This window comes from Streptomyces sp. ST2-7A (genome assembly GCF_021390475.1).
In the GTDB taxonomy this organism is placed as follows: domain Bacteria; phylum Actinomycetota; class Actinomycetes; order Streptomycetales; family Streptomycetaceae; genus Streptomyces.
Window position 1 is genome coordinate 74,024 of record NZ_JAJUWS010000022.1, and the last position, 13,516, is coordinate 87,539.

General features: G+C 73.2%; 9 protein-coding genes, 1 pseudogene and 1 riboswitch. Of the genes and pseudogenes, 9 read left to right on the forward strand and 1 reads right to left on the reverse strand.

Annotated elements, in window-relative coordinates:
* Positions 1-4: 4 nt before the first annotated feature.
* From LZF96_RS15015 to LZF96_RS15055, 8 genes and pseudogenes are all read left to right on the forward strand, one after another.
* Positions 5-1,618, forward strand: a complete 1,614-nt coding sequence (locus LZF96_RS15015) for a histidine kinase (RefSeq protein WP_233871730.1) — start codon at positions 5-7, stop codon at positions 1,616-1,618.
* Between the two features lie 504 nt (positions 1,619-2,122).
* Complete coding sequence (locus LZF96_RS15020) at positions 2,123-3,451, forward strand: cytochrome P450 (protein WP_374203243.1); 1,329 nt, start codon at positions 2,123-2,125, stop codon at positions 3,449-3,451.
* 146 nt (positions 3,452-3,597) lie between these two features.
* Positions 3,598-4,680, forward strand: a complete 1,083-nt coding sequence (locus LZF96_RS15025) for a transglycosylase family protein (protein ID WP_233871733.1) — start codon at positions 3,598-3,600, stop codon at positions 4,678-4,680.
* A gap of 1,188 nt (positions 4,681-5,868) precedes the next feature.
* Positions 5,869-6,047: riboswitch (cyclic di-AMP (ydaO/yuaA leader) on the forward strand.
* A gap of 3 nt (positions 6,048-6,050) precedes the next feature.
* A complete protein-coding gene (locus tag LZF96_RS15035) occupies positions 6,051-6,755 on the forward strand; it encodes a transglycosylase family protein (RefSeq protein ID WP_233871739.1) in 705 nt (234 codons plus the stop codon).
* Positions 6,756-7,120: 365 nt separating this feature from the next.
* Positions 7,121-8,407 carry a phosphopyruvate hydratase gene (gene eno / locus LZF96_RS15040; RefSeq protein ID WP_233871742.1) on the forward strand — a complete coding sequence of 429 codons (1,287 nt, stop codon included), beginning with the start codon at positions 7,121-7,123 and terminating at the stop codon, positions 8,405-8,407.
* A gap of 202 nt (positions 8,408-8,609) precedes the next feature.
* Entirely contained in the window at positions 8,610-9,101 is a 492-nt protein-coding gene (locus LZF96_RS15045; protein WP_233871745.1) for a septum formation initiator family protein, read from the forward strand.
* 112 nt (positions 9,102-9,213) lie between these two features.
* Positions 9,214-9,726, forward strand: a pseudogene (locus tag LZF96_RS15050) (DUF501 domain-containing protein); the annotation flags it as partial.
* 125 nt (positions 9,727-9,851) lie between these two features.
* The gene (locus LZF96_RS15055) at positions 9,852-10,835 is read left to right on the forward strand and encodes a Ppx/GppA phosphatase family protein (RefSeq protein ID WP_308294210.1); all 984 of its coding nucleotides are present in this window, start codon (positions 9,852-9,854) and stop codon (positions 10,833-10,835) included.
* Between the two features lie 324 nt (positions 10,836-11,159).
* Here the strand turns inward: LZF96_RS15055 and LZF96_RS15060 are convergent, their stop codons facing one another.
* Entirely contained in the window at positions 11,160-11,333 is a 174-nt protein-coding gene (locus tag LZF96_RS15060; RefSeq protein ID WP_233871753.1) for a hypothetical protein, read from the reverse strand.
* Between the two features lie 35 nt (positions 11,334-11,368).
* Here LZF96_RS15060 and LZF96_RS15065 point away from each other — a divergent pair, with 35 nt between their 5' ends.
* Positions 11,369-12,784 (forward strand): NAD(P)/FAD-dependent oxidoreductase, encoded by a 1,416-nt coding sequence (locus LZF96_RS15065; RefSeq protein WP_233871756.1) that lies wholly within the window; start codon positions 11,369-11,371, stop codon positions 12,782-12,784.
* Positions 12,785-13,516 lie beyond the last annotated feature (732 nt).

Here is a 13,516-nt window from a genome sequence, read left to right on the forward strand (position 1 = left end):
GTCCATGACGGAAACGGGGGTGGAGCCGCGACGCGCCGACGCGCGCGCTTCCGGGGCCGGGGACGGCCCCTCCCGGTCACCGTCGGGATTCCTGTGGTGGTCCCGACGGCGCGGCGCGCTGCTCGACATCGGGCTCGCCCTGATCTCCGTCGTCGAATGCGCCGTCCAGGGCATCGTCTTCGCGAGCCGTGCCGGTCTCCCGGCGCCGCCGGTCATGCTGTTCGGCGCGCTCGCCGGGTCGTTGCTGGTACTGCGCCGCCGCTCCCCGGTGGCCGTCATCCTGATCGCCATCGCGGTGCTCCCCGCCCAGATGGGCTGGGTGATGGCCTTCGTCGGCCTCTACACCCTGGCCACCTCCGAGGTGCCGCGCCGGATGGTCGCCTGCTTCGCGGGCATGGTCGGGCTGGGCTCGATCCTGGTCTCCGTGCTCTCCCTGGACGGCGGTGACCTGTACCGGGATCAGGGCCTGCCGACCTGGTTCATCCTGCTCGTCTCGACGATGTTCGCGATGCTGACCGTCTTCCCGCCGGTCCTGCTCGGCCTGTACGTGCGGGCGCGGCGCCGGTTGGTGGAGTCGCTGCGCGAGCGCGCCGACGGTCTGGAACGGGAGCTGGCGCTCCTCGCCGAACGGGCCGGGGAGCGGGCCGAATGGGCACGCCGGGAGGAACGCACCCGGATAGCCCGGGAGATGCACGACGTGGTGGCCCACCGCGTCTCGCTCATGGTGGTGCACTCGGCGGCACTGGCGGCCGTGGTCCGGGAGGACCCGGAGCGGGCGGCGGAGAACGCCGGCCTCATCGGCGACATGGGTCGCCGGGCGCTCACCGAGTTGCGCACCATGTTGGGCGTGCTGCGGGCGGACGAGACCGGGTCGGTCGACGACACGGCGATCGGCGCCCCGGGCCCGGGTACCGGGCGCCGGTCGGTGCCCCCGGCCGGCGGTGCCCCGGACTCCGACCCCCGTACGGGCCCCGACGGGGAACCCGGGCCCTCCGAGGGCACCTCCTCCGGCGATCGTCCCCCCGGCGACGACTCCGGCCGCGGTGCCGACACGGCCCGCTCCGCGCCCGGCACCGGCACCGGCGGGGACCCCGCCGACGACGGGGGATCACCGGGGTCGGGAGCCCCGGCCTCCCCGCGTTCCGGCGGGCACGGTGCGGGCGGCTACGGCGCCGATTCGGACGGTTTCACCGATCCGGCGGACACCGGCCCCCGCCTGTGCGACCTCTCCGATCTCGTCGCGCAGTCCCGGGCGGCGGGCATGGAGGTGCGGCTCTCGATGGAGGGGACCGTGCGCGAGCACCCGCCGGTGGTGGAGCGGACCGCTTACCGGGTGGTCCAGGAGGCGCTGACCAACGTGCACAAGCACGCCGCCGGCGCGTCCACGCTGGTGCGGGTGGCCCACCGCGAGGAGGAGTTGGCCGTTCAGGTCCGCAACGACCCGCCGCCGGACGCCTCCGACACCGACCCGGTGCTGCCCAGCGGCGGCAACGGTCTGGTCGGCATGAGGGAACGGGTCAGGGCGCTGGGGGGCGGCTTCGTCTGCGGGGCCACCCCGGAGGGCGGCTTCCGGGTCTCGGCGGTGCTGCCGGATCGGGCCGGCCGGCCCGTGCGCTGAGCCACCGGGGCGCGCGCCCCTCGCCCCCCTGTTCGCCGGTCCCGTGGGGCCCGCCGGTGGGAGGCCGCGTGTCGGCGGGGACCGGACCGGGCCCCCGACCGACGAACCGGAGACGGCCCCGACGGGGACGCGGGCGGGCCGACGACGGCCGGTGGTGGGAGGTTCCCCTCCGGGACGGCGCGCCCCCGGGTGGTCCCCGCTCTCCGGCGAGGTGGACCGCGGTGGGGCATGCCCCGGATCCCGGATCGCCGAGCTCCCGCTCCCGTCGGTCCCCGGCTCCCGCCCCGGGTCCGGGCCGATGGCCTTCATCCTTCTGTTCGCCGGCCTCGACACCACCGTCAATGTGATCGGGAACGGTGCCCCCGCTCCCGCCCCGCTCCCGCCCCGCCCCCGGCTCCGTGGCCGCCCCGGTCCCGCCGTCCCGCCGGTGGGGGATACGGTCGAGGCGTGTCGTGTCCGTTCCCCTCCTCTCCCTCCTCCCCGGGCGCTCCCGGCGCCCCGGCGGTGTCGTCGCCCGCCGGTTCCCGCCCCACCGGCGGGATATCCCCCGCCCCCGGCGGGTGCCCGGTCACGGGCCCGGTGCCCGAACTGTTCGGCCGCGAGTTCGCCGCCGACCCCTATCCCGCCTACGCCTGGCTGCGCGAGAACGCCCCTGTGCGCCGGGTGACCCTCCCCAGCGGCGTCTCCGCCTGGCTCGTCACCCGATGGGAGGACGCCCGCCGCACCCTGGCCGACCCCCGGTTGAGCAAGAACCCCGACCGTCACGGCCCGACGGAGCACGAGCGCGGCCGGGTCGGCATCCCGGGGGAGCGAGGTGCGAACCTGATGACCCATCTGCTCAACATCGACCCGCCGGACCACACCCGGCTGCGCCGCCTGGTCTCGGCCGCGTTCACCCCACGCCGGGTGGCGGCCTTCGCGCCCCGGGTGGAGGAACTGACGGATCGCCTGATCGACGGGTTCGCCGGTCGGGGGTCGGCCGACCTCATCCATGAGTTCGCCTTTCCGCTGCCCATCTACGCCATCTGCGACCTCCTCGGTGTTCCGGAGGAGGACCACGACGACTTCCGCGACTGGGCGGGGATGATGCTGCACACCGCCGGGAGGCGCGGCGGGGTGGGTCGGGCGGTGAAGCGGATGCGGGCGTACCTCTCCGAACTCATCGACCGCAAGCGGGCCGAGCCGGGCGACGACCTCATCACGGCCCTCATCCGGGCCTCGGACGACGGGGAGCACCTCACCGGCGAGGAAGCCGCCGCGATGGCCTTCATCCTGTTGTTCGCCGGCTTCGAAACCACCGTCAACCTGATTGGCAACGGGGTGTATGCCCTGCTTCGTCACCCGGATCAGATGGAGTACCTGCGGGCCGCCGTGCGAGCCGGCGACGAGGCGGCGGTGGACCGCGCGGTCGAGGAACTGCTGCGCTGGGACGGGCCGGTGGAGATCGCCACCTGGCGTTTCGCCCGCGAACCGTTGACGGTCGGCGGGCAGCGGATCGACACCGGGGACCCGGTACTGGTGGTGCTCGCGGCCGCCGACCGGGACCCCGAACGTTTCCCGGAGCCCGATCGGTTGGACCTGACGCGGGGTGACCAACAGCACCTGGGATACGGTCACGGTGTTCATTACTGCCTCGGGGCCCCGCTGGCCCGGCTGGAGGGCCGCATCGCGCTGTCCGCCCTCCTGACCCGCCTCCCCGACCTGCGGCTCGCCGCGGATCCGGCGGAACTGCGGTGGCGCGGTGGGCTCATCATGCGGGGTCTGCGCGCCCTGCCGGTGGAATTCCGGTGCGAAAAGGACCTCCGGGTGGGTAACGCTCCGTCAACATTGTGATCTGCGCGTGATCCATGCGGGATCGGCTTGTGATGAGCCGCATGGTTTGGCTAGGTTCTGGCGCAACCGCAACGGTGTTCGGCTTCGGGTGAGATCCCGGGGTGATGCTCGCGGGGTCCGTTTGGTTCCATCGAGAGGCCTTCGTCATGCTTTCCGGGTCCGGTCGTCATCGTCGCCCTCGTCAGGCCCCCGCGTTCCTGGTCGCCGCAGGCGTCACCGGCGCGGGCGCGGCACTCCCCCTCCTCGGCGCGGGGGCGGCGCAGGCGGTCGACGGCGAGACCTGGGATCGGGTCGCCCTGTGCGAGAGCGACGGTCAGTGGACCGCCGACACCGGCAACGGCTACTACGGTGGCCTGCAGTTGCCGCTGAAGCTGTGGATCGAATACGGCGGCGAGGAGTTCGCCGACACCCCGGACCTCGCGAGCCGCGGCCAGCAGATAGCCGTGGCCGAGCGCATCCTCGCCGACCAGGGCCCCGGTGCCTTCCCGGACTGCGCGCACAGCGGCGGCCTGCTGGGCGCGGTGCGCGAGGCGCGGGAGGCGGAGGCGGCCGCCGAGCGGCAGGCGGAGGGCGAGGCCGCCGCGCCCTCGCGGTCCCGCCACATCTCGGCGATCGTCGATGACACCGGCTATGGCCTCGGCGTCGTCCCGGCGGCCGGCGACTCCGCAGTCGAGGAGCGGGAGTCCGCCGCGGAGAGCGCGGAGGCCTCCTCCGGCGGCCGGCACCGCGGCATCCCCGACCCGAACGAGACCGACCGGGCCGACGAGCCCTCCTCGGGCCGGCACGCCGCCGATCGCGACGCGGTGGACACCGACACCGAGGTGGACGCCGAGCGGAGTGACACCTCCGAGCGCGCTTCCGGCGACGGCAAGCCCTCCGGCGGGAACGGGAAGGGCTCCGGCACCGACGGGAAGAGCAGCGACGCGGGCGACGACGCCGCCGACGCGACGGAGAGCACCGTGGTCGACCCCTCCGTGTACGAGGTGCTGCCGGGCGACTCGCTGGAGGGCATCGCCGACGAGCGGACCGTGGACGGTGGCTGGAGCGCCCTGTACCGGGCGAACGAGACCCTCATCGGCTCCGACCCCGACCGCATCGTGCCGGGGCAGGTGCTCACCCTCGACACCTCGGGTGTCACCGGAGCCACCGTCAGGGCGGCGGGGGACGCCGACACCGAGGTGGACGAGGACCTCGAGGACGAGGGCGCGGCCGGCGGCACGCAGGGCTGAGGCCCCGTCCCGCCGGGGCCCTCGCGGCCCCGGCGGGCCCTCCCGTCGGCCCTCGGTTCCCGTGGTGGGTCCGGGCTCTCCCGGCCCTTTCCCCGGGCGCCGGTGTTCCCACCGTCCGGTCGCTCCCACCCCCCGGACGGCCGGGGCCGCCGGCCCTCCCCAACCGCCTCTCGCCCGGCGCCCTCTCGCCCGGCGCCCTCTCGCCCGGCGCCCTCTCGCCCGGCGCCCTCTCGCCCGGCGCCCGGCGCCCGGTCGCCCGGCGCCCGGTCGCCCGACGCCCGGTCGCCCGGCGGCCCCCGGGTCCGGCGTCCCGCCTTCGGTTCCTCCCCGGCCACTTCCCCCGTGCCGGTCCACCGCCGTGTTCCCCGGCCCACTCCGGGCGGTGCCCGACGCCGGTTCCCGGGGCCCGGCCGGTTCCCGGATCGGGTGGAGCCCGTTCCGGCCTCCCCGCCCCTCCGTCGGGCCGCGGTGCCGACTCCGGTGCCGACTCCGGGGCGGACTCCTGTCGGCGCCGACCCACCGGCGCCCCACCCCACCGGCACCCCATCGGCGATCCGGGCCCCGGCTCTCCCGGTCGTCGGTCGGTCCCCGCGGGGTCGGACCCCTTCCTCCCGCCCCCGGTCGGTTCCCGGTCCTCCCGACTCCGGGCGGTCTCCCGGACCTTGGTCCCGGGTCCTCCGGCCCATCCGGGGGCGGGCCATACACCATCCGGGACGGGTCGTACGACGGCGCCGGCGCGCGCGGCAGGGGGTGCTCCGCCTCCGCAGGCCCCTCGACGCTTCGACCACGCGGGGCGCACCGGCGGTTCGCGACTCGGGCCGTACGGGTCAATTGTCCATTTTGGGGTGATGTCGCGAAGGGTGCAGGGGTGAGGAAAAGTCAGTTTCCGGGCGTCTTCCGGCGTTCGGGGTGCCGGGCATTTTGTGACGATATGACGGCTCGAGGCTGCGCTGATCGTGTGACCATCGTCTCGTGGTAATACGGTTGTGGCGAGTGTGTACCACTCCTTCGAATCGTCTGTGACCTGCGGTGACAATGCCTCGCCCCCGTCAAGTGTCGTCCGTGACGCGATCTTGATTGTTCTTGAATCGTGATGCTCGCTGTGTCTAGTGTCGCCACGCTCGTTCCACAACGGGCACCTTGGACCGCACGCCGAATCCTGCCGACGGTCCGGAGGTCATGCCGTCGTACGCGTCAGCACCGCAGGCAGGAGCGGGGGACCCAGGTAGGTCGCCGGTCCGGAGTCCATCCGGAGCGGCTCGGGGTGAAGCCGGCGGAGGAGCGCGAGAAGCGTTCCTCCACCGGCCGGGCAACTCACCACGCCCGAACCCGACAGCTCACCTCGTAGGCGTTCGGTGAGAAGGAATCTCATGCTGTTCTCCGGTAAGGGTCGTCACCGTCGCCCCTCCAAGCCCACCCGTCTCGCCGTGGCGGCCGGTGTCACCGGCGCCGCCGTGGCCATCCCCGTCATGGGCGCCTCCGCCGCCTCCGCCGCCCCGGTCGCCACCTGGGACCGCGTCGCCCAGTGCGAGTCCGGCGGCAACTGGTCCATCAACACCGGCAACGGCTACTACGGCGGCCTGCAGTTCTCGCAGTCCAGTTGGGAGGCGGCCGGTGGCACCCGGTACGCCTCGCGTGCCGACCTGGCGGGCAAGGACCAGCAGATCGCCACCGCCGAGCGCCTGCTCTCGATGCAGGGCCCGGGTGCCTGGCCGCACTGCAGCGTGGTGGCCGGCCTGACCGCGGGTGGCCCCGCCGCCGAGGTCAACCCCAACGGCGGCGGCCAGAGCGCCCCCGCCGAGTCCGCCCCGCAGCAGCAGTCCCAGCCGCAGGCGCAGCCCCAGCAGCAGGCGCAGCCGCAGCAGAGCGCCCCCGCGGCCTCCGACTCCGGGCAGAAGGCCAACCGCGGCACCGAGCGCTCCGCGACCGGCAACTACACCGTGGCCGCGGGCGACACCCTGCACAAGATCGCCACCGCCCACGGCACCACCTGGCAGAAGGTGTACGAGGCCAACAAGGACGTCGTCGGCTCCAACCCGAACCTGATCTTCCCCGGGCAGAAGCTGAACGTCTGATCGTCGATTCGACGGGCCCGGCCGATCGGCGGGTCGAACGACACCTCGATCGAGACATCGATCGCCGAGTCGATCGGCACCCCGATCGGGGACGGCCCCTCCGGGCGGATGCGCCCGGGGTCCTCTCCCGGTGCGGCGGCCCGCGACGGTCCGGCCGGACGTCGCGCTTCGCCGCACCGGGTTTTCTTCTCCTCGTAAACAAAAAGATGCCTTGCCGCTCCACCCCCTCCCGCCTGCGGTGATTCACCCGAAGGGGGGCACGGGGGCGGCGCGGTGACGTCCGAGGGGCGAGCCGGCGGGGCCCGGGGGGCCGGCGGCCCGATAGGCTCGGACCGCTGGAAACCGACCACACGAAGGAGAACCGCGTGCCGTCCATCGACGTCGTCGTAGCCCGGGAAATCCTCGACTCCCGAGGCAACCCCACCGTCGAGGTCGAGGTCGGCCTCGACGACGGCAGCACCGGCCGCGCGGCGGTGCCCTCCGGCGCCTCCACCGGCGCCTTCGAGGCCCTCGAGCTGCGGGACAAGGACCCCGAGCGCTACAACGGCAAGGGCGTGGAGAAGGCCGTTCTCGCCGTCAGCGACCAGATCGGCCCGGAGCTGCTGGGCTACGACGCCTCCGAGCAGCGCCTGATCGACCAGGCCATGCTCGACCTGGACGCCACCCCCGACAAGTCCTCGCTGGGTGCCAACGCCATCCTCGGTGTCTCACTGGCGATCGCCCACGCCGCGTCGGTCTCCGCCGACCTGCCTCTCTTCCGGTACCTGGGTGGCCCCAACGCCCACGTGCTGCCGGTCCCGATGATGAACATCCTCAACGGTGGGTCGCACGCCGACTCCAACGTGGACATCCAGGAGTTCATGATCGCCCCGATCGGCGCGGAGTCCTTCTCCGAGGCGCTGCGCTGGGGCACGGAGGTCTACCACAAGCTCAAGTCCGTGCTCAAGGAGCGCGGTCTGGGCACCGGCCTGGGCGACGAGGGCGGCTTCGCCCCCGACCTGGGCTCCAACCGCGAGGCCCTGGACCTGATCCTCGAGGCCATCAAGGGCGCCGGTTACACCCCCGGCCAGGACATCGCCCTGGCCCTGGACGTCGCCGCCTCCGAGTTCCACAAGGACGGCTCCTACGAGTTCGAGGGCCGGTCCCGGACCGCCGAGGAGATGACCGACTACTACGCCGAGCTGGTCGACGCCTACCCGCTGGTCTCCATCGAGGACCCGCTGTTCGAGGACGACTGGGACGGCTGGGCGAAGATCTCCGCCCGCCTGGGCGAGCGCGTCCAGCTGGTCGGTGACGACCTGTTCGTCACCAACCCCGAGCGGCTCCAGCGCGGCATCGACGGGAAGATCGCCAACTCCATGCTGGTCAAGGTCAACCAGATCGGTTCCCTGACCGAGACCCTGGACGCCGTCGAGCTGGCCCACCGCAGCGGCTACACCTGCATGATGTCCCACCGCTCCGGCGAGACCGAGGACGTCACCATCGCCGACCTGGCCGTCGCCACCAACTGCGGCCAGATCAAGACCGGTGCCCCGGCCCGTTCCGAGCGCGTCGCCAAGTACAACCAGCTGCTGCGCATCGAGGAGCTGCTGGAGGACGCCGCCGTCTACGCCGGTCGCAGCGCCTTCCCGCGCTTCCGCCCGCAGGGCTGACACCCCCCGCCGGCCGACCGGGACGCGCCCGCCCCCCGACGCCGCCTCCCGCCGCCCCGGCAGCCTGTCGCCGTCCCGTCCCCGGTCACCGTCCCGTACGGTGGCCGGGGACGGTTGTTCGGGCCGTTCGGCATGTTCGGACCGGGAGGTTCGGCCCCGCCCGGGCACCGGGGACCGAGGGAGACCGACGGAGGAGGAGCGGGTGGCCGAGGGGCGGGGCAGGTTCTCCACCACGACCCGCATCAAGGTGCTGGGCGAGCAGGCCGCGGCCCGGGTCTACCGTGCGCAGAGCCGCCGTCTGCGCCGCCCCGCCCGTCGGGGTCGGTTGACCGGACGGGCCGCGCTGCTGGCCCTGGTGGTCTGCGCGCTGGCGGTGGCCCTGGCCTACCCGCTGCGCCAGTACATCTCCCAGCGCTCGGAGATCGCCGAGCAGGAGCGGTTGGCGGAGGAGGCTCGCGAGCGCGTCGAACAACTGCGCGACGAGAAGGCCCGCTGGCAGGACCCCGCCTACGTCGAACAACAGGCCCGCCGTCACCTGCACTGGGTACGGCCCGGCGAGTACGGCTTCGTGATGCCCGAGGCCGCCGAAGCGGTCGAGGAACCCGAACGCGCCGATCGCGGGCGCGGCGCCGTCGCCCGCCCCTGGTATGACAACCTCTGGGACGGCGTGGACCGCGCCGACCGGTCCCGCTGAACCCGAAGGGTCCCGCGGGGATCGGCCGAGCCCGCCGGCCCGCAGAGCCCGGGGGCGGCCGTCGTGGATCGTCGCGGGCCGTCGGAACGATCGAGGAGACACCCCACCCGTCATGCACACCCCACCCCCGCAGACCGAGTCGCAGCCGCCCACCGAGGCGGACATCGCGGCCTTCCGCGAGCAGATGGGACGGCCCCCGCGCGGGCTGCGCGCCATCGCCCACCGCTGCCCGTGCGGCAACCCGGACGTGGTGGAGACCGCCCCCCGCCTGGAGGACGGCACTCCCTTCCCCACCACCTACTACCTCACCTGCCCCCGGGCGGCCTCCGCGATCGGCACCCTGGAGTCCGAGGGCGTGATGCGGGAGATGAACGAGCGGCTGGCCGGTGACCCCGACCTCGCCGCCGCCTACCGCCGCGCCCACGAGGACTACCTCGCCCGCCGCGACGCCATCGAGGTGCTGGAGGGCTTCCCCAGCGCCGGCGGGATGCCCGATCGGGTCAAGTGCCTGCACGTACTGGTGGGGCACTCCCTCGTCGCGGGGCCCGGCGTCAACCCACTGGGGGACGAGGCACTGGCCATGCTGCCCGAGTGGTGGCGGAAGGGACCCTGCGTCCCGGCCGGAACCGGGCCCGGGACCGCCGACATCACCGGAACCGCCGACACCACCGGGACTCCCGACATCACCGGGACTCCCGACATCACCGGGACTCCCGACATCACCGGGGAAACGCGAGGGGATCGATGACCATCCACCGGGTCGCCGCCGTGGACTGCGGCACCAACTCCATCCGCCTGCTGATCGCCGACATCGACACCGTCACCGGCACCCTCACCGACCTGGACCGCCGGATGGAGATCGTCCGGCTCGGCCAGGGCGTGGACCGCACCGGGGCCTTCGCCCCCGAGGCGCTGGAGCGCACCTTCGCCGCCTGCCGGCAGTACGCCGAGGCGCTCGAGCGGCACGGTGTGGGCGCCGACGCCGTGGCGACCGGCGCACTGCGCTTCGTCGCCACCTCCGCCTCCCGGGACGTCTCCAACCGCGAGGAGTTCGTGAACGGCGTCCGGGAGATCCTGGGTGTCGAACCCGAGGTGATCACCGGTGACGAGGAGGCGCGGCTCTCCTTCACCGGCGCCACCCGGGAACTGGTCGGCCGTGACGACCTGCCCGGCCCCGCCCTGGTGGTGGACATCGGAGGCGGGTCCACCGAGTTCGTGCTCGGGGAGTTCGGCGGCGCGGTGCGGGCCGGCCGCAGCGTGGACATCGGCTGCGTGCGCCTGACGGAGCGCCACCTCGTGCGCGACGGGGTCCCGGTCGAGCCGGTGGACGCCGGGCGTCGGGAGGCGCTGCGGGCGGACATCCTGGCCGGCCTGGACCGCGCGGCCGAGGTGGTGTCGCTGGGGGAGGCGGGAACCCTGATCGGTCTGGCCGGTTCGGTCACCACCGTGGCCGCCCTGGCGCTGGATCTGCCGGAGTACGACTCCGAGGCCATCCACCACGCCCGCGTCGACCGGGAGACCGTCCGCGCGGTCACCGACCGACTGTTGGCCTCCACCCACGCGGAGCGGGCCGAGCGGGCGGTGGTCCACCCGGGCCGGGTGGACGTGATCGGCGCCGGCGCGCTGATCCTGGACACGATCATGGAGCGGACCGGTGCCCGTGAGGTGATCGCGAGCGAGCACGACATCCTCGACGGCATCGCCTGGTCCGTGACGGCCCGACTCGCCGACTGAGGGGTGGTCCCCGACGGCCCGGGCGGACCCCGCCCGGGCCGTCGGGGGTTCACCGCCCACCGCCGTGCCGGGGGTGTCGTGGCCGGCTTCCGAGGTGGTCCGCCGGTCGCTCGGGTCCCTTCGGGGAGCCGCGACACGCGGCCTGCCCGCCTCGCTCCGGAAACTTCGTGAAGTTGTTCACATGGGAAATCCCCCCATCCGGGGGTCCGGGGGCGTCAAGGGGGCCCGGAAGCCCCCGTTCGGCCCCCGGGAGGCCCCGAACGGCCCCCCGGACTTCCGGTGATCACCGCGTGACATCCGGGTTGCGACGGGGTGAAGCCGACCTCACGTCGAGGTGTGACCGGTCTCCTCGATCTGATATTTACGCAGCTCATACGGGGGCTTGCGTCCGGAGACGCGTGCCTCCCGGAGGCCCCGGTCGTCAAGCGATTCCATGATCACGAACAAGGGGGTGCGCAGTATAACAGAAGTGTCCGGGGAGCTTGTGAAGCCCCTCACGAGCCCCCCTCCCCGGGCGGGGGGATACTCGAGGCATGAGCACCACGGAGCGTCCTCGAATCCTCGTCGTGGGTGGCGGGTATGTCGGTCTGTACGCCGCCCGCCGCATCCTGAAGAAGATGCGATACAGCGAGGCGACCGTCACCGTCGTCGATCCGCGTTCGTACATGACCTACCAGCCGTTCCTCCCCGAGGCGGCTGCGGGCAGCATTTCCCCCCGGCACGTCGTGGTGCCGCTGCGCCGGGTGCTGCCCCGCGCCGAAGTCCTCACCGGCCGTGTCACCGAGATCGACCAGGACCGCAAGGTCGCCATGGTCGCGCCCCTCGTCGGTGACGCCTATGAGATCCCCTTCGACTATCTGATCGTCGCGCTGGGCGCGGTCTCCCGCACCTTCCCGATCCCCGGCCTCGCCGAGAACGGCATCGGCATGAAGGGCGTCGAGGAGGCCATCGGCCTGCGCAACCACGTCCTGGAGCAGCTGGACAAGGCGGACTCCACCACCGACGAGGCGATCCGCCGCAAGGCCCTCACCTTTGTCTTCGTCGGCGGTGGCTTCGCCGGCGCCGAGACCATCGGCGAGGTCGAGGACCTGGCGCGCGACGCCACGAAGTACTACCCCTCCATCTCGCGCGAGGACATGCGATTCGTCCTGGTGGACGTCGCCGACCGGATCCTCCCCGAGGTCGGTCCCAAGCTCGGGGAGTGGGGTCGTGAGCACCTGGCCGCGCGCGGTATCGAGATTCACCTCGGCACTTCGCTGAAGTCCTGCGTGGACGGCCACGTGGTCCTCTCCAACGATCTGGAGATGGACGCGGGCACCCTGGTGTGGACCGCCGGCGTCAAGCCGAACCCCGTGCTGGCCCGCTACGGCCTGCCGCTGGGCCCGCGCGGTCACGTGGACGTGGACCCGACCCTCCAGGTCAAGGGGACCGGCCACATCTGGGCCGCCGGCGACAACGCCCAGGTACCCAACCTGGTCAAGGGCGAGGGTGACTGGTGCCCGCCCAACGCCCAGCACGCGCTGCGCCAGGCCAAGGTCCTCGGCGACAACGTCATCAGCGCCATGCGCGGCTTCCCCCAGAAGCAGTACAAGCACGCCAACAAGGGCGCGGTGGCCGGTCTCGGCCTGCGCAAGGGCGTCGCGATGATCCGCCTGGGCAAGTTGAACATCCGGCTGCGCGGCCGGCTGGCCTGGTACATGCACCGCACGTACCACGGCATGGCCGTCCCGACCTGGAACCGCAAGATCCGGGTCTTCGCCGACTGGACGCTGGGGCTGTTCCTCAAGCGCGAGGTCGTCTCGCTGGGCGCCATGGAGAACCCCCGCGAGGAGTTCTACGAGGCCGCCCGCCCGCCGGTCGCCGCCTCGGCCGGGAGGGCACCGGCTCCCCGGGACGCCAAGAGCCCCGCCGGTGGTGAGCGGAAGAAGGCCGACGCCAAGGTCGGCTGAACGGCGCCCCACGGCCGGCCCCCTGCGGGGAGGGCCCCGGGTGATCGTGTGACATCGCGTCGGGCCGGCGCGCACCCCTACCGGGGGTGCGCGCCGGCCCGACGCCGTTTCCGTTTCCGGAGCCCCGACGTCGGTCGGCTGTCGAAGGCCGTCGGACATCCCGTGGTGACCGACGCCCGACCGGCGGCCCCCGTCGGGCCCCGGGGTGGCCGCCGGGGTGGCCGATGATTTCCGTCATCCCCCCTGTTTCCGGCCGGCCCACCACGGGGCCGGATCGGCGGCGAACCGACTCCCCGGTCTCCCCGCCGGGCGGCCCACCGTCCTGCGGGCGACCATCATGCCGAGGTCGACGCCGCGTGCCGGCCGGACGCCGAACCCGGGAGACGGTTCGGCCCGGGATGTCACGGTGCCCCCTCCGCCCCGGGCATCGGTCGCCTCGTGCCGTCGGTGCGCTGCGGAGTCGTCGGCCGTGACCGGTACTTCGGCCCGTTCGTTCCGCCCCGATCCGCTCCATCGTGCGCCGCTCGGGCCGACCTCCACTTCGAACACCACCCGTTCAACACGCGTATTCACCCCATACGGGTGATGAGCGGCCGGTAGTCGAACCGGCACCCGGCGAAATCGCGTCATTCTCTCCGATCGCGCCGGAGCGGAACGCGGGCGTCCGCCCCTTCCCGACTGGAGGGGTGTGCTGATGGGTCATCAGTTGGCCATAAAATCAGACAACCTCGT

What these genes read in the sequence shown, in the direction of transcription:
- LZF96_RS15015 (WP_233871730.1), top strand. Translation starts at nt 5, where the DNA reads ATGACGGAAACGGGGGTGGAGCCGCGACGCGCCGACGCGCGCGCTTCC.
- LZF96_RS15025 (WP_233871733.1), top strand. Translation starts at nt 3,598, where the DNA reads ATGCTTTCCGGGTCCGGTCGTCATCGTCGCCCTCGTCAGGCCCCCGCG.
- LZF96_RS15035 (WP_233871739.1), top strand. Translation starts at nt 6,051, where the DNA reads ATGCTGTTCTCCGGTAAGGGTCGTCACCGTCGCCCCTCCAAGCCCACC.
- LZF96_RS15065 (WP_233871756.1), top strand. Translation starts at nt 11,369, where the DNA reads ATGAGCACCACGGAGCGTCCTCGAATCCTCGTCGTGGGTGGCGGGTAT.